A 15646-nucleotide genomic window follows, 5' to 3' on the forward strand; every position below is an offset into this window, starting at 1 on the left:
CTCAGACCTCGACCGTCGTTCCGATTTCTGGAGCCGCGGCCTCGTAGCCGTCGGCGCGGAGTTCCTCGGCGAACGTCGCACAGCGGTCGCCGTGGTTCACGAACACCGGCGCGCCGCGGTAGTCGTCGAGAAACGACAGGAGCCCGTGCCGGTCGGCGTGGGCGGAGAAGTCGTACATCTCGGCGCGAGCGGCCACGGGGACGACCCCGCCGTTGAGTTCGCACCGGCCGCGTTCGACCAGTTCTCTGCCCGGTGTCCCCTCGACCTGATAGCCGGTGAGACAGATTTTGTTCGTCGGGTCTCGCCGAATCTCGGGGATGTACGTCATCGCCGGGCCGCCCGAGAGCATCCCGCTCGTCGTCACGATGACCGAGTTCTGCCGGGCGATGCGCTTTCGCTGACCGTCTCGACCCGAGACGATTCGGGCGTTCGACTTCGCCCGCTTGAGCGCCGCCGCGTCGCGGACGTAGTCGGGGTGGTTCCGGAGCATCCGCAGCACGCGCGTCCCCATGCCGTCGACGTAGCAGTCGATGTCGTGGGCGTCGAGCACCATGAGAAGCTCCTGCGTCCGGCCGATGGCGAACGCGGGGACGACGACGGTGCCGCCCTCCCAGACGGTCGTCCGCACCGACTCGACGAACCGCTCTTCGACGGTCGCGCGGTCGTCGTGTTCCACGTCGGAGTAGGTGGACTCGCAGATGACCACGTCGGCGTCCGGGCGGTCGGTCGTGCCCGAGACCAACCGCTGGTCGTCGGTGTGGAAGTCGGCGGTGTATAGCAGGCGCGTCTCCCCGTCGTCGACGAGGACGTGGGCGCTGCCGGGGATGTGCCCCGCGTTGTAGAACGTGACCTCGTGGCCGGCGGCCGCGAACGTCTCGCCGTAGTCGTGATGTTCCGACTGCTGGGTCATCCGTCGGACGTGCGTCTCGGTGAACGGGCAGTTGTAGCTCCCGCCGTGGAGTTTGAGCGTGTCGCGCGCGAGGGTCCGGGCGAGTTCGTCGGTCGGCGGCGTCCAATGGACCGCCGGCCAGTCGTCGCCCGAGAGGAGCGAGGGGACCGTCCCGACGTGGTCGAGGTGGCCGTGCGAGACGACGACGGCGTCGGGCTCGACGGAGCCGACGGGGAACTGCGGGGGGTTCCCGGTCAGCATCCCGTAATCGAGCAGCAGCGACTCGTTGACGAGAATCGCGCTGCGCCCGACCTCCTCGGCCCCGCCGAGGAACTGGAGTTTCATTGCCGGCAGTACCGACCGGAGGGGCTTTTGCTCGTCGGTCCCGCCGCACTCGACGCTTTTCACGCCGGCCGCCGTCTTCGGAGGTGTGACCGGCTCCGACCCCGAATCCCACCGCGGTGGCGACGACCTCGACCGACTGGTGACGACGCTCCACGACCGACTCGCCGCGACGGCAACCCGACCCGTCCGCGAGGAGGCGAGCCGGTGGCTCGGCGAGGCGGAGGCCGTCGCGGGCGACCTCGCGGTCGGCCCGCTCCCGGACGACGACGTGGTTCGGAGGCGACTCGGCCACGTCGAACACCTGCTGTCGAACGTCGGCGAAACCGAAGACGAGGCGGCGGACGAACACGTCGCGTCGGCGCGGGCGGCACTGGCCGACGCGCTGGCGACGCTCGGCGACGGCGGCGGGGAGCGCGACGAGCGCGACGAAAGCGAGTGAGCGGCGGAGAGAAGAGAGACCGCATCGAGACGAGAGACGAGAACCGCGGGGACCGAGAGAGATGCCCGTTCCGTCCGGCGCTCAGTTCGAGAACCAGTCCCTCGCGGTCGAGGCGAGGATAGAGAGGTCTTCGAACTTGAGCATGCGGAACATGGCGAGGGGACTGCCGCCGTTGGCGGCGTCCAACTGCTCGTTGGGGAGGCGATGGAGGTCTTCGAGCAGTTTGTCGTAGCGCTCGTTGGAGGCGCGGTAGAGCATCTCCGTCATGAACAGGCGGTTTTTGACCTTCGGCGCGACGCGCTCGTGCCACAGTTGGTCGTAGATGGCGAGTTCGGACGCCGAGGTGTCGCGGTCGGAGTTCGTGAGCGCGCGGTCGGCGGTCGCGGCCGCGGCCCGGCCCGAGCGCATGCATTTGTCGATGCCCTCGCCCCACAGCGGGTCGACGGTCGGCACCGTGTCGCCGATAGCCATGAAGTTGTCCGTGCTCATGCGGCCCGGAAGCTGGATGTGCGCGGAACCGCGGTGCTGTTTGCCCGCGATGCGCTCCGCGTTCGCGAAGCGCGGGTCGGTGTCAAGCCAGTACTGGAGGTAGTCGTCGATGGTGTAGCCCGACTTGGCGTTGTGGCGGTGTCCCTCGTTTTGGATGTAGCAGACGCCGACCTTCGCGGTGTCGCCGCCGGTGTGGAATATCCACGAGTAGCCGCCGGGCGCGATGTCGTGGTCGAGCCGAAGCATCATCGCGTCGGTGAGGTCGCCGTAGCCCTCGGGCGCGAGGTCCATGCCCTCGAACTCGAACTCGATGCCGATAGCCTGCTTCTGGCGATTGAGGTCGCACACGTCGAGGGCCTTGGCGAGCGGCGCGCTCGGTCCGGTCGCGTCGATGACGATGTCGGCGTACACTTCCTTGTCGCCGTTGTACCGGACGCCGACGATTTCGCCGCCCTCCATGATCGGCTTGGAGACGCGCGCGTCGAAGTGGTACTCCGCGCCGTCGGCTTCCGCCTCGTCGACGAGCCAGTTCTTGAAGTCCGCGAACTCGAGGACCGCACCGGGCTGGTGCCGGTGGTAGTGGTGGTTCGGGGACTCCAAGACGACATCGTCGGTGAAGTTCATCACGACCTCGTCGGGGATGTTGAACGAGGCCATCGTCGACGGGAACGTCCCGGCGGTCGACTTGTTGCTTCTGGAGGGGAACTCGTCTTCGGACTCGGTTTCGAGGACGCACACGTCGTAGCCTCGGGCGGCGAGGTCTCGTGCCGCCTGTCCACCTGCAGGGCCCGCGCCTGCGATAATCACGTCGTAGTTGTCTGTCATTGTAGAGTAGGCATCACCGGTAGGGTTGGTCGTACGCGTTACACACCCTTTCTGTAACAAGCGTGTAATCTGCTTTGGTTTTGAACGGTCGGAAATACGGGGGTGTCCGGTCGGGCCGCACCCGGCCGAGACGACACTCGGACGCGACGACAGCGACGAGAAAGTGGCGTATCGCTGTCGCTAGAAGCGAAAGAACGGACATGGAGCCACGGAACGGCAGGGAAGACGACGTTCAGGCTTTCGGGATGCGGCGGACTTGGAACTCGCGGTAGCCGCCGTAGGCGGCTTCGAGCGCCCCGAGCCACCAGTTCCAGCGCGTCGCGGGGCCGCCCTCTGGCGCGTCGCGCATGTTCCGCACGATTTCGTCGCCCGTGAGCGCCGCGCCGCGGTCGGCTTCGGCCTGCCCCGAGTCGGCGAGGTCGCGGGCCTGGCGCGCGACGACCCGACGCTCCGCATCGGTGCCCCCGAACTCGGCGAGCGCGTCGCGGAACGACTCCTCGTCGAAGGCGGCGTGGGCGTCACCGTGCCTGTCGGTGGGAATCACGACTGCTCCTACGGGGGCCGTCCCAAAGAAGGACTCGGCCGATTCGACCGGACGAGCACCGCCGTTTTCGGCGCGAAACGCGCCGGCGCGGGCGACGCGGCGACGGCACTACGTCCACCACTCGCTCCGGCGCTCGTTGTACGTCGCGTTCCGGAACGGCTCTGGCTTTTCGTCGTCGGCCTCCGCGCCGAGGTAGTGTGCGGTCCAGTAGCCGACGTGCCAGCCGACGGCCTCGGTGTCGAGGTCGACGAGGATGACCCGGTAGCTACCATACGTCTCTAACGCGCCGTCCCCGTCCGGGTCGTAGCCGCTGGCGGCGGCACAGGAGACCGCGCCCGCGGCGCACGGCGAGGAGTCCGCAAAGGAGATGCGAACCTCGGCGTCCGCCGGGTCGTCCACGTAGGAGTAGGTGAGGTTGTCGGGCATCCCCGGCGCGCCGTCGGCGAAGTAATCGAGGGCGTGACGGACCTGCTCGCGGGCCGCGTCGGGGTCCGAGGCGTTCGCGTCGTCCACGTAAACCGTGAAGTTCGGGTCGTCCCACGGGAACGCCTTCTCGGTCGCGTTCGTCCGCGGGAGCGTATAGAGGATACCCGTGGCGTTCATTAGGTCGGCCGGCTCGTCGCCGTGGGCGAGTCCGAGGGTGTGGCCGAGTTCGTGTTCGATGATTTCGACCGTCGACTCGTCGCCGAAGCCGGTCCGAATGTAGACCGTTTCGGGGCGGTCTATCTGCCGAGCGCGGGTGATGTAGGGAGCGCAGCCGACCGCGTCGGCCTGTCCGCTACACTCGGGGATGGTGTCGGAAAAGCGGACCACCATGTCCGGGTCGCGGGCGTCGGCGTCGACCTCGTAGTCGACCTCGTAGCCGAGGTACCGCGCGTCGTTCGCCTCCCAGAACGTCGTCGCCTCGCTCACGAGCGCGGTGTAGTCGCGGTCGGCGGCGGCGGCCTCGACGGCGACGACGACCGGCTCGGAGCCCCACGGGCCGTAGCCGGAGGCGGGCGTGAACGTCTCTGTCGGCTCGGGCGTCGGCGACGCGGTCGGCGTTGCAGTCGCGGTCGCTGGCGGAGCAGTAGTCGAGACTGCGGTCGACGGCGTTTCGGTGGTCGTCGCGGCCGGAGCGGTCGTCGAAGTCGTCGAAGTCGTCGCAGTCGTCGCGTCGTTTCCGGTCGACACCGGTGCGGCACAGCCGGCGAGGACGACGAGCACCGCGACGAGGAGGGTCGAACCGCGCATACCGAGACTGCGGCGGCGAACGGTCAAGAGCGTTTCCCGACGGCCCCGGGGCGGTTCAGTCGCTCGGTTGTCGGAGCCAGACACCGCGATTCGGCCGGTAAAGCGGCCGCTCAGCGTTCGAAAGCGGCTGAGAGGAGTAAGCCCCCTTCTGTTCGTCCCAGCATTCGGCTCAGCGTCCGCGTCCTTCTCGGGGCGAGCCCCGAGGGCGCGACGGGCGAACCCGACGCGCCGTCCGAACTACCTTCGCGGCGCGGACTTGCACCGGTGAGGATTCGCCGTTCCATCCGTTCTCGACCATCAGAGATGGCGACGCCATCTCACTCCCTCTGCGGGTTAACTCCCTTCCCTTACGGGTCGGTTCGCACGCGGACGGGAGAACCGTCCGCGCCGGCGACGGCGGAGCCGTCGCGCGCGCATCATCGGTCAAGTCGAGCGGTCTCGTTTCTGTTCCAGCGCCAGCCGTCTCCGACTCCGGGCTTGCGCCCGGTCACCCGTTCGGACGGTGGGGGGACTTTCCTCATGCCCGTCTCGGGCACGGGAACTGGGCTCTCTCTGCCGACCTACCCTAGTCCGGTCGGTCGGATAAGCGGTTCGATTAACGGGGTCATACGCGGGTTTAGTCGCCCGTTATGTGGCACCGATTCTACATAACAACCCGATAACATTCGAGGGAAGCGTTGAAGTCACCACAGAACTTGAATGATAATATGTCCGAGGCGCAGACCGTACACCTCACCTACGAGGATGGGGCGCGGGCGGTCGAACTAGCGCGGGAATCGGTCGAATCGTACGTTCTTCACGGACAGAGAGAGCAACCGGGCAGCATGCGCGACGCGTTTTACGCCCGAACCGGGGCGTTCGTCCGCATCAAGTCGACACGTGGGCGCGGTCGGCTGCGGGGCTGTGCGGGCGCATATCGGGGGAAAGACCAGCTCGGTCACGCCATCGTCGACGCGGCCATCAAGGCCGCGTCGGGCGACTCGTGCCAAACCGAAATCGAAGCACCCGAACTCCCGAATCTGAACATCTCTGTTTGTATCGTCAACAATTACACGCTGACTAACGACCCAGTCGCCGACATCGAACTCGGCACGCACGGGGTCGCCATCGACGCCGGCGGCACCCACGGCTGGATGTACCCGACCCTGCCCATCGAGCTCGGCTGGTCGAAAGAGGAGTTCCTCACGAACGCCTGCCGCAAGGCCGGCCTGTCGCCGCTGGCGTGGCAGGACGACGACACCATGATTACCCTGTTCGAAGGGCAGGTCTTCCGCGAGCGCGACGACGGCGGGAGCGTCGAAGCGCTGTAAGTCGTCGCGGCGACGACTCGACTCCTTGGGGGGAGAACCAAACTGGCGAGCGACGGCACCGAGCGTCGCCGCAAAACGAGAACGCGTCTTACTCGTCGCCGAAGCCGACCAACTCGGCGTCTTCTCTGGCCCGCGTCGCGGCCGCGTCGATGTCGCAGTCGAACTCCGAGACGACCTCGCCGTCGCGGATGAGCGGTTCGAGGAGCGCCTCGCCGTCGGTCGGGCCGGGCCGCCCGCGGAGGGCGACGTGGTGGCCGCCGTCAGCCGTGCGGTAGACCTCCTTCACGCCGGAGAGCTTGCCCCGCTTGGCCGTGGGTTCGCCGTCGACTTCGACAATGTCGAGCGCGAAGTCAACCGGGTTGGCGTTCGAGATGTAGCCGCCGACGCCGAATCCCTCGACCACGTCCCGGAGGTGCCGGAGTTCCGCCGGCCCGAGGCCGCCGCTCACGAAGATGCCCACGTCCTCGTGGCCGCGGGCGTCGAGTTCCCAGCGGACCTCCCGGACGATGTGGCGGAAGTCGCCGCGGCGCGAGGACGTGGTGTCGAGGCGGACGCTGTCGAGGTCGTCGCCGAGCGTCTCGACCGCCTGCAGCACCTCTTCGGTCTCGTCGCCGTAGGTGTCGCAGAGAGCGACTCGCGGCACGTCCTCGTCGACGGCCTCGTCGAAGGCGCGGAACGCCTCCGCCTGATTGCCGCGGCCGAAGGCGATGAGAAGCGCGTGGGGCATCGTCCCCGACGCCTCCTTCCCGAGAATCTCGCCGGCGGCGACGTGCGAGAAGCCGTCGAGGCCGGCGACGAGGGCGCTCCGCTCGACCATCGCGGCGATGGAGGGGTGGACGTGCCGCGCGCCGAACGAGAGGACGGTCGAGTCGGGGGCCGCCGCGCGGGCTTCGAGGGCGGCCGTCGCACAGCCAGACGCGTGCGAGAGGAAGCCGAGAAGCGAGGTTTCGAGCCGGGCGAAGTCGAGGTAGTCACCCTCGATTCGCATCACGGGGCCGCCGTCGAACAGCAGGCCCTCGGGCATGGCGTCGACGTCGATATCGCGGCCGGAGAGCAGTTCTGCGGCGTCTTTCACGCCGGCGAACAGCTCGAAGTCGCCGTCGGGGAACTGGTCGGCCGTCACCTCGGCGACGACGCGGGGGTTCTTGCCCGCGTGTCGGAGGGTCGCCTCGGTCCGCTCGAAGTAGGCGTCGGTCGCGACGCCGCCGCGGATGGCCTCGGGACCGACGATATCGAAGTCACTCATTGGCGCGGATTCCACCCGGCCGATGAAAAAGGTGTATAATCGGTCACGTGCGTCGAAGAGGAATTTTCTTCGACGAATCGGAGCGACAGCTCCACCACGGTTCCGGGCCGCTGGGTTCACTCCCGACGGTGAACCTCGTCTAACTGCTCCACCGTCGGTGCGTTGACGATGGTGACGGTGTTCCCCTCTCTCGTCACCCGATAGGCGTCCGCGAAGGGGCCGTCGTCGACGCGGTAGGTGTCCTCGCCCGCGTACGACCCGCCGAGGCGGAGCTTCAGCGTGTAGGTCACGTAGGCCCGCTCGAACTGCTCGGCGTCCGCCTCGGTATCCCAGACCGTCTGCCAGACGTAGCCGCGCTCGTGGGGGTTCGTCTCGTAGGTCTCGTCCGACGCCGGCCGGTAGGGAACCACCGCGTCGCCGGCCCAGCCCTCGGAGGGACCGGCCGTGTAGTTGTACGGCGAGTACGCGCCGGTGTCCTGTTGAAGCCGCGCCCGGTCGATTGCGCGGTGCTTCCAGAACGTGGCGAAGATGGACGCCTCGCCGACCGTGTCGGCGACGGGGTCGGTGTCGTAGCGCGTCCACGCCGCCGACGACCGGTCTTCGACCGTCACTTCGACCGGGCGCTCGTCGGGGTACCGCTTCGGGTGGAGAATCTGTTCGGTCGAGGCCGGACGGTCGGCGTAGGCGTCGTCGACAGCGGCCCAGCCGCCGCGCTCGCGCAGGTCCGAGACGAACGTCGCACCCTCGCTGTAGGGCGCGTAGATGGTCAGGAAGACCGGGTAGTCGTACGAGCCGCTTCCCGAACCGCTCGCCGGCGGCCGGGGGACGCACTCCCACTCGGTCTCACAGCGCTCCTCGTACAGCCGGTCGACGTAGCGGGCGTCGCCTTCGACCAGCCCGTTTTCGGCGAGTTGGGCGTCCTGCGTCGACGGCGACTCGTCGAGTCCGAAGTGCTGGTCCTGCAGGGCGTGGTGGAGTTCGTGGGCGAGCGTCCGGCGGTCGATGGTCGGCTGGTCGTCGTCGCTCACGATGACGATGCGGTCCTCCGAGGGCGAGTAGTAGCCGAGCACCGCGCCGCCGTACAGCTCGTCGAACACCTCGTCGATAGTTCGGTCCTCGCCGACCAACAGGAGCGCCTCCCACACCTGGTCGTTCCAGTCGCTGTGGACCGGGTCGGCGGGCTCCTCGGACTGATTCCGGTACTCGGCGCGCGAGATGACCTCGACCGGCACGGACTCTTCGAACTCCAGTTCGCGGACGACCTCGACGCGGGCCATCGTGCGGGCGACGAACGCCTCGCGCTCCGTCGCGTTCAGGCCGTCGGACTGGTTGACCGCGATGGACTCGTTGTGCCAGTAGCCGGCTTCCCAGCCCAGTCGGTCGGTCGGCGGGTCGTCGGGCCACGACCAGTCGTCGGCCGGGTCCGCGGTCCCGTCCGCGTCGTTGGGCGCGTCTCCCGCGGCGTCCGGGTCGGCGACGGGGGCGGCACAGCCGGCGACGACGAGGAGAAGGGCTGAGAGAACTGCGGCGAGGCGGCGGCGATTCATAGCGAGTGCAGGGGCGGGAGACGAAAAAGCGTCTCGACGCGGGGGTTACGACGCGAGCCCCGGTCGAATCTCGTCCACGTCGGCGGGTGCCGGGCCGTTGACGATGACGACGCGGTCGCCGGTGCGGACGACCCGGAAGGCGTCGTTGAACGAGCCGTCCTCGATGACGTAGATGCCGTCGTCCCGCTGGCTGGCGTCGTTGGCGCTGAGGATGTTCAGGTAGGCGTCGTGGAACTCCTGTGCGTCGCCGTCGGTGTCCCACTCGGTCACCCAGACGTAGCCGTACTCGGTCTCAGCGCCGGCCTCGTTGCGGTAGGGGAACAGGCGGTCGTTCGCCCAGCCGTTCGACGGCGCGGCGTCGTAGTTGTACGTGTCGTACCGCGAGTTCGTGTCGAGGATGGACTGGACGCGGACGGTCTGCGCGCCGGACGTGCGGGCCTGATACCAGAACATCGAGAACATCGACGCCTCGCCGACCGTGTCGGAGCCCTCGACGCCTTGTTCGGGGAAGGTGGTCCAGCCGTTCGTCCCCTCGTCGGCGAAGGAGATGGGGCGGGGCGACTCGTCGGTCACGTGGATTGTCTGTTCGGTGGACGCCGGCGGGTTGCGCAGGGCGTCGTTGACGGCCTCCCAACCGCCCTGTTCGTACAGGTCGTGGACGTAGACCGGGCCGTCGGAGTACGGCTGGTAGATAGTGAGCAGAATGCCGAGGTTTGGACCGCCACCGCCCGACCCGCCGCCGGAGCCGCCCGCGGCGGGCGTGACGACGCAGTCCCACGCGCCGGCGTCGCACTGCTCGACGTACTGCCGTTCGACGTACTTGGCGTCGCCCTCGACGATGCCGTCGATGGCGAGATCACCGTCCTGCGTCTCGCCGCGGAAGCGGGCGTCGGTCAGGTCGAAGTGCTGGTCCTGCAGGGCGTGAACCAGTTCGTGGATGAGCGTGGCGTTGTCGATGGTCGGCTCGTCGGTCGAGTCGGTGACGATTTTGATTTCGTCGTCGGACGGCGAGTAGAAGCCGAGGACCGAGCTCCCGGTCGTCTCGGAGATGGCGCTCGCGCTCCCGGTCGACTCGCCGGTGATAAAGAGCGCCTCCCACACCTGGTCGTTCCAGCGGTTGAACTCGGAGTCGGCCGAGCCGGAGCCACCGGCGTTGCCGCTGCGGTAGTCGGCGCGGGAGATGACGTCCACGGGGACGCGTTCGTCGAACTCCAACTGTCGGATGTGCTCGACGCGGGCCATCCCGCGGGCGACGTACGCCTCCATCTCGGACTCGTTGAGGCCGTCGGACTGGTCGACGTCGATGGCCTCGTCGTACCAGTAGCCGTCCTCCCAGCCGAGCACGTCCCGGTCGGGGTCGGCGAATCCGTCTCTGTCCGGGTCGGGCGTCGCGGGCGGCGCGTCACCGCCGGGCGCGGCCGTGGGGGCGGCACAGCCGGCGAGAACCAAGAGTAGGGCGGCGAAAACGGCGCGGAGACCGGTCGTTCGCATATCGTACCCTTGGACTCCGGAGTGAAGTACCTTGTCGGGTTCGAGCGTCGAATCGGGGCGGCGCGTACTGTTTTGGTCGTCCCGGCGCAACCGACGCGTATGGCACTCGACCCGAACCGAACCGCGGTGGTCGTCGTCGACATGCAGAACGGCTTTTGTCACCCCGACGGGAGCCTGTTCGCGCCGGGGAGCGAATCCGCAATCGAACCCGTCACGGACCTCGTCGACGCCGCCCGCGACGCCGGCGCGCACGTCGTCTACACCCGCGACGTCCACCCGCCGGAACAGTTCGACGGCAACCACTACTACGACGAGTTCGAGCGCTGGGGCGAACACGTCGTCGAGGGGACGTGGGACGCCGACCTCCACGGCGACCTCGACGTCCGCGACGAGGACCTCGTCGTCGAGAAGCACACCTACGACGCGTTCTACCGGACGCAACTGGAGGGGTGGCTCGACAGCCACGGCGTGGACGACCTGCTCGTCTGCGGCACGCTGGCGAACGTCTGCGTCCTCCACACCGCCGGGAGCGCCGGCCTGCGGGACTACCGGCCGATTCTCGTCACCGACGCGCTCGGCTACATCGAGGCGGGGCACAAGGAGTACGCCGTCGACCACGCCGACTGGCTGTTCGGCGAGACGGCGACCCTCGCGGACGTGGCGTTCGAGTAGGTCGACGGCCCCGCTGGGCACGACTGCGGCCGCGGCTGCGACCGTAGCCGCTCCTCACTCCCGAAAGAGCCGGTACGCGCCCTGTCCGGTGGCGACGGCGTCGTTCCAGTCGCTCGACGGCGACTGCCGGGCGGCCACGTCCGAGTCCTCCTCGGGGTCGGTGCTGACGACGGTGATGGTGCTCACGCCGACCGACCCACCGGCGCGGACGACCTCGGCGACCGCGGTCAGGTCGCCCGACGCCCGCCGCAGGTAGTTCACGTTGAGGTTGATGGTGGCGACGCCGCCGGCGAGCGGGTCGTCGAGCATCGTTCGGAGGGCGATGCCGCCCGCGGTGTCGATGAGCGTCGCCGCGATGCCGCCGTGGATGGTCGGCGGCGACACGGTGTTAGTGAGCTTCTCGTCGTACGGGATGGTCATCACGATGCGGCCGCGCTCGATGGCGTCGACGCGGGTGTTGAGCCACGACAGGTAGCCGTGTTCGTCCTCGATGTGCCGCTGGACGATTGCCGCGGCCTCGGCGGGAAAGTCCTCGGTCATGTCACGAACGAGTGTGTCAAATGGCATGTAACCGACGGTCGGAGGCGGTCTCGTCGGACACTCGTCAGGTCGGTATCACGTGAGATATATACAGTTTCCCGGACTGGTACGGGTATGAGCGATTCCCGCGTCGTCCTCGTCGACGAGTGCCCCGTCGACCTCGTCGAGGCCGTCGAGCGACGCGGTTTCACGACCGAGACCTGCGCGGGACCGGACGCGGTGTTCGACGCCCTCGACGACGGGGTCGGCGGCGTCGTCCTCTGCGGCGACGTGGACACCGAGTTCGTCTCCCGCGTCCGCGACCGAGTCGGCGTCGTCCCCGTCTTTTTCCTCGTCACCCGCGGGACCGCGGCCGCCGGCGGGTCGGCCCACGGAAGCGGGGCTATCGTCGTCAGCCTGCCGAAGACGCGGAAGGCGGCCGCCGCAGTCGCCGCGCGAATCGAGCGCACCATCGAGTTCTCACGGTGGGCGTCGAGCGGGCGCGACTCGAACTCGCTGTACCGGACTGTCGTCGAGCAGAGCCACGACGCCATCTTCATCGCGCAGGACGGCGACTTCCGCTTTTGGAACCGCCGGCTGACCGAACTCACCGGCCGGAGCGACGACGAACTCGCCGAGACCGCGCTCCTGGACGTCATCCACCCCGACGACCGGGAGAAAGTCAGGCGCATCTCCGAGACGCGACGGCGGGGCGGCGACGCGCCCGTGAGCTACGAGGTCCGCCTCGTCGACGCCGCCGGCGACGTCCGCGAGTGTGCGGCGAACGTCAAGGACATCGAGTACCACGGCTCGTACGGCGTCCTCGTCTCCATGCGCGACGTGACCGAACAGCGGGCGACGGAGGCGCAGTTCCGCGGCCTCGTGGAGCTGGCGCGCGACCTCGTGACCCTCGTCGGGACCGACGGGCGAATCAAGTACCAGAGCCCCTCCGCCGCCGACGTACTGGGCTTCGACCCCGGCGAACTGGTCGGAAGACGCGTCTCAGACGTGATTCACCCCGACGACTGGGAGCGCGTCGAGGCCGTCTTCGACCACGCGCTCCAGACGGGGGCCGACGGGACCGACCCCGTCCGGTACCGCCACCGGAACGCCGAGGGGTCGTGGACGTGGCTCGAATCCGTCGGAAGCAACCAGGCGGACACCTCGGTGGGCGGGTTCGTCGTCACCTCGCGGAACGTGACCGAGCAGCGGAGCTACGAACAGCGGCTCAAACGGTACGAAACCATCGTCGAGAGCATCGGGCAGGGCGCGTACGTGGTCGACGGCGAAGGCGTCGTCCAGTTCATCAACGAGACCGCGCTGTCGCGGACGACCATCCCCATGTCGGCGTTCGTCGGCCGGCACATCTCTGCGCTCCGCGACGCCGGGTATCTGGCCGCCGACCAGTACGAACGCGCCCAGGCCGCCCTCGACGCCATCCTCGACGGCGAGAGCGACCGCGAGCGGTTCGAAATCGAGCTGTCGCTTCCGGCGAGGAACTACGTGGTCGAGTTCACCGTCTCGCCCATCGTCGGCGACGACGGCGCTGTCGAAGGCGCGGTGGGTATCTCGACGGACGTCACGGCGCGAAAGCGGTACGAACGGCGGCTCAACGCGCTCCACGCCTCGACCCGGCGGCTGACGGGCGCGACGAGCCGCGAGGAGGTCGCCGAAATCGTCCGCGAGGCCGCCACCGAGGTCCTCGACTACGCGATTAGCGGCGTCCTCCTGTACGACGAGTCGCTTGACGCGCTCGTCCCCGCGGCGTTCACCGACGAGGCGTGGGAGGTATTCGGCGACGTGCCGCCGATTCCGCGGGGGACCGGCCTGACGTGGGAGGTGTTCGAGCGCGGCGAGCACAACCTCTACCGGGACGTGGAGTCGAACCCGAAGCGGTTCATCCTCGACGCCGGGGTCAGAGAGGAGCTCATCGTTCCGATTCACGACCACGGCGTGTTCTTCGTCGCCTCCCTCGACGAGGGCTCGCTGGCCGACCAGCGCATCGCGCTGGCGAAGGTGCTGGCCGCCAACACCCGCGCGGTCTTGGACCGGGTCGAGCGCGAACAGCTCCTGCGGCGGCGCGAGCGCGAACTCGCCAGCCAGAACGAGCAGCTCGAATCGTTCGCGTCGGTCGTCTCCCACGACCTCAAGAACCCGCTGAACGCGGCGATGGGCTACCTCGAACTCGCTCGCGAGCGGGACGACGGCGACGAGTTGGACCGCGTCGCCGACGCCCACGAGCGGATGGCCGGCATCGTCGAGGACGTGCTGGCGCTCGCGCGAAACGGCCAGACGGTCGAGCAGGCCGAACGGCTGTCGCTCGGTTCCGTCGCCGAGGAAGCGTGGACGACCGCCGCGAGCGACGCGCCGGAAGCGACGCTCACCGTCGACGGCGACGTCGCGGTCGACGCCCACCGCGGGCGGCTCAGACAGCTCCTCGAAAACCTCTTTTCGAACGCCATCCGTCACGGCGGCGACGACGTGACCGTCAGCGTCGGCCCCCTCGGCGACCGCGACGGGTTCTACGTCGAAGACGACGGCCCGGGGATTCCGCCGGACGACCGCCCCCGAATCTTCGAGGCGGGCTACACCACGAGTTCGGAGGGGACCGGCTTCGGACTCAGCGTCGTCATGAGCGTCGTGAACGCCCACGGCTGGAGCGTCTGGTTCGTCGAGAGCGACGCCGGCGGCGCGCGGTTCGAAATCACGACGGAGAGCGACCGCTGACGGCCTCCGAAAACGACCGCTGACGCCGCGAGAGTGTCGCCGCCGGCGGCAACACTAATTGGGGGTCGTCCGAACGGGGCGCCATGGAAACCCCAGACGAGACGACGGTCCGCGCGGTCGAATCCTGCCGGGAGTCGCTCCCCGAGACCGTCGACGGCGGGCGGGTGCTGTTCGGGTTCGACGGCTACATCGACCGCGTTCGGGAGTTCGTCTCCGAGCGGCAGTCGGCCGACGCCTACGAGCGGGTGCCGACGCTCGAAGCGTTCGCCGACCGCGTGAACGACTCGGTCGAAGCCGAGAGTTCGCTCTCTTTCGAGTGGATTCAGTCGAACGTCCGAACCGGCGGGCACGTGAGTCACCTCGCCCGCGCGTTCGACCGACTGGAGTTCGAGCCCGGGGTCGTCGGCTGTCTCGGCGACCCGGTCGAAGAGCCGTTCGTCGAGGAGTTCGGCCACCTCCCGCTGGAGACGCTCGGGTCGCCCGGCTACACCGACGCCGTCGAGTTCGACGACGGGAAGCTGATGCTCACCGAAATCGGCGCGCTGATGACGCTCGACTGGGCCGGAATCGAGTCGCGGGTCGGCCTCGACCGACTGGCCGAGTTGGTCGACGGGACCGAACTCGTCGGGATGGGCTACTGGTCGGAGATGCCCGAGCTACCGGACGTGGCCCGCGGCCTCCGCGAGGAGTTGTGGCCGACGCTGTCGGACCCGCCGGAGACGCTGCTTTTGGACCCCGGCGACCTCAGAAAGCGGGAGCCCGAGGTGGTCGCCGCGGGCGTCGAACAGGTGTCCGCGCTGGACGACGCGGTGCGCGTCGTCGCGTCGGCGAACCGCTACGAGACGCGCTATCTCGCGCGGTTGGCGGGCGTCGAGAGCGACGACTTCGGCCGCGAGTCGCAGGCGGCGTTCGACCACCTCGGCGTCAGCCGCTTCGCGGGCCACGGCATCGAAGCGGCCCACCTCATCGACGACGAGGGGGCCGCGACCGTCGGCGTTCCCCGGACGGACGACCCGGTGTTGACGACGAGTTCCGGCGACCACTTCAACGCCGGACTCGCGCTCGCGCACGTCCTCGACCTCGGCCGCGCGGAGTCCCTCGTCGTCGGCAACGCCGTCGCGGGACACTTCGTCCGAAACGGGTCGCCGCCGACGTACGACGAGGTCCGTGCGTTCGCCTCGGAGTACCTCGATTACTTCGACGCCGCTTAAATACCGATTGTCCACACAAGGGTCAGATATATTACTAGAATCAGCGTACCGATATGCGTCGGTGGCCCCCCCCACACGGGCGCACCGCCGGAGAGACCGCAGGTCGCCTCCGTCGCGGTTCACTCTCGACACCACCGTGGCAATCCGCGCCCGGTTGCC

General features: G+C 68.5%; 13 protein-coding genes and 1 other RNA gene. 5 read left to right on the plus strand and 9 right to left on the minus strand.

Annotated elements, in window-relative coordinates:
* Nucleotide 1 precedes the first annotated feature (1 nt).
* Nucleotides 2–1234 (minus strand): MBL fold metallo-hydrolase, encoded by a 1233-nt coding sequence (locus C457_RS16990; RefSeq protein WP_008096591.1) that lies wholly within the window; start codon nt 1232–1234, stop codon nt 2–4.
* 85 nt (nt 1235–1319) lie between these two features.
* Here C457_RS16990 and C457_RS16995 point away from each other — a divergent pair, with 85 nt between their 5' ends.
* Nucleotides 1320–1673, plus strand: a complete 354-nt coding sequence (locus C457_RS16995; RefSeq protein WP_008096592.1) for a hypothetical protein — start codon at nt 1320–1322, stop codon at nt 1671–1673.
* Nucleotides 1674–1754: 81 nt separating this feature from the next.
* Here the strand turns inward: C457_RS16995 and C457_RS17000 are convergent, their stop codons facing one another.
* From C457_RS17000 to rnpB, 4 genes are all read right to left on the minus strand, one after another.
* Nucleotides 1755–2987 carry a digeranylgeranylglycerophospholipid reductase gene (locus C457_RS17000; RefSeq protein WP_008096593.1) on the minus strand — a complete coding sequence of 411 codons (1233 nt, stop codon included), beginning with the start codon at nt 2985–2987 and terminating at the stop codon, nt 1755–1757.
* Between the two features lie 232 nt (nt 2988–3219).
* The gene (locus C457_RS17005; protein ID WP_004976450.1) at nt 3220–3531 is read right to left on the minus strand and encodes a hypothetical protein; all 312 of its coding nucleotides are present in this window, start codon (nt 3529–3531) and stop codon (nt 3220–3222) included.
* Between the two features lie 108 nt (nt 3532–3639).
* Nucleotides 3640–4764: a hypothetical protein gene (locus C457_RS17010; protein WP_008096594.1), complete on the minus strand. Its 1125-nt coding sequence runs from the start codon at nt 4762–4764 to the stop codon at nt 3640–3642.
* Between the two features lie 125 nt (nt 4765–4889).
* Nucleotides 4890–5321: RNase P RNA component (gene rnpB / locus C457_RS17390), an RNA gene on the minus strand.
* 150 nt (nt 5322–5471) lie between these two features.
* Between rnpB and C457_RS17015 the strand changes: the two genes are divergently transcribed.
* The gene (locus C457_RS17015; RefSeq protein ID WP_004976452.1) at nt 5472–6074 is read left to right on the plus strand and encodes a TIGR00296 family protein; all 603 of its coding nucleotides are present in this window, start codon (nt 5472–5474) and stop codon (nt 6072–6074) included.
* An 88-nt stretch (nt 6075–6162) separates the two neighbouring features.
* Here the strand turns inward: C457_RS17015 and C457_RS17020 are convergent, their stop codons facing one another.
* From C457_RS17020 to C457_RS17030, 3 genes are all read right to left on the minus strand, one after another.
* Nucleotides 6163–7320, minus strand: coding sequence for a nicotinate phosphoribosyltransferase (locus C457_RS17020; RefSeq protein WP_008096595.1), 1158 nt, complete (start codon nt 7318–7320; stop codon nt 6163–6165).
* A gap of 116 nt (nt 7321–7436) precedes the next feature.
* Nucleotides 7437–8867, minus strand: a complete 1431-nt coding sequence (locus C457_RS17025) for an Hvo_1808 family surface protein (protein WP_008096596.1) — start codon at nt 8865–8867, stop codon at nt 7437–7439.
* A gap of 45 nt (nt 8868–8912) precedes the next feature.
* A complete protein-coding gene (locus C457_RS17030; protein WP_049913680.1) occupies nt 8913–10358 on the minus strand; it encodes an Hvo_1808 family surface protein in 1446 nt (481 codons plus the stop codon).
* Nucleotides 10359–10457: 99 nt separating this feature from the next.
* Here C457_RS17030 and C457_RS17035 point away from each other — a divergent pair, with 99 nt between their 5' ends.
* Entirely contained in the window at nt 10458–11030 is a 573-nt protein-coding gene (locus tag C457_RS17035) for a cysteine hydrolase family protein (protein ID WP_008096598.1), read from the plus strand.
* A gap of 54 nt (nt 11031–11084) precedes the next feature.
* On the opposite strand, the gene C457_RS17040 is transcribed toward C457_RS17035, so the two are convergent.
* Complete coding sequence (locus C457_RS17040) at nt 11085–11570, minus strand: PaaI family thioesterase (protein ID WP_008096600.1); 486 nt, start codon at nt 11568–11570, stop codon at nt 11085–11087.
* A 114-nt stretch (nt 11571–11684) separates the two neighbouring features.
* On the opposite strand from C457_RS17040, the gene C457_RS17045 reads away from it, so the two are divergent.
* Both C457_RS17045 and C457_RS17050 read left to right on the plus strand, forming a co-directional pair.
* Nucleotides 11685–14276, plus strand: a complete 2592-nt coding sequence (locus C457_RS17045) for a PAS domain S-box protein (protein ID WP_008096603.1) — start codon at nt 11685–11687, stop codon at nt 14274–14276.
* Between the two features lie 83 nt (nt 14277–14359).
* Nucleotides 14360–15487, plus strand: coding sequence for a hypothetical protein (locus C457_RS17050; RefSeq protein ID WP_008096605.1), 1128 nt, complete (start codon nt 14360–14362; stop codon nt 15485–15487).
* Nucleotides 15488–15646: the final 159 nt, after the last annotated feature.

The sequence above is a fragment of the Haloferax prahovense DSM 18310 genome, assembly GCF_000336815.1.
GTDB lineage: Archaea > Halobacteriota > Halobacteria > Halobacteriales > Haloferacaceae > Haloferax > Haloferax prahovense.

Bases quoted from the DNA above. Each gene is read 5' to 3' on its own strand.
- C457_RS17050 (WP_008096605.1), top strand. From the start codon at position 14,360: ATGGAAACCCCAGACGAGACGACGGTCCGCGCGGTCGAATCCTGCCGG.
- C457_RS17015 (WP_004976452.1), top strand. From the start codon at position 5,472: ATGTCCGAGGCGCAGACCGTACACCTCACCTACGAGGATGGGGCGCGG.
- C457_RS17000 (WP_008096593.1), bottom strand. From the start codon at position 2,987: ATGACAGACAACTACGACGTGATTATCGCAGGCGCGGGCCCTGCAGGT.
- C457_RS17020 (WP_008096595.1), bottom strand. From the start codon at position 7,320: ATGAGTGACTTCGATATCGTCGGTCCCGAGGCCATCCGCGGCGGCGTC.
- C457_RS17040 (WP_008096600.1), bottom strand. From the start codon at position 11,570: ATGACCGAGGACTTTCCCGCCGAGGCCGCGGCAATCGTCCAGCGGCAC.
- C457_RS17035 (WP_008096598.1), top strand. From the start codon at position 10,458: ATGGCACTCGACCCGAACCGAACCGCGGTGGTCGTCGTCGACATGCAG.
- C457_RS17010 (WP_008096594.1), bottom strand. From the start codon at position 4,764: ATGCGCGGTTCGACCCTCCTCGTCGCGGTGCTCGTCGTCCTCGCCGGC.
- C457_RS16990 (WP_008096591.1), bottom strand. From the start codon at position 1,234: ATGAAACTCCAGTTCCTCGGCGGGGCCGAGGAGGTCGGGCGCAGCGCG.
- C457_RS17025 (WP_008096596.1), bottom strand. From the start codon at position 8,867: ATGAATCGCCGCCGCCTCGCCGCAGTTCTCTCAGCCCTTCTCCTCGTC.
- C457_RS17045 (WP_008096603.1), top strand. From the start codon at position 11,685: ATGAGCGATTCCCGCGTCGTCCTCGTCGACGAGTGCCCCGTCGACCTC.
- C457_RS17030 (WP_049913680.1), bottom strand. From the start codon at position 10,358: ATGCGAACGACCGGTCTCCGCGCCGTTTTCGCCGCCCTACTCTTGGTT.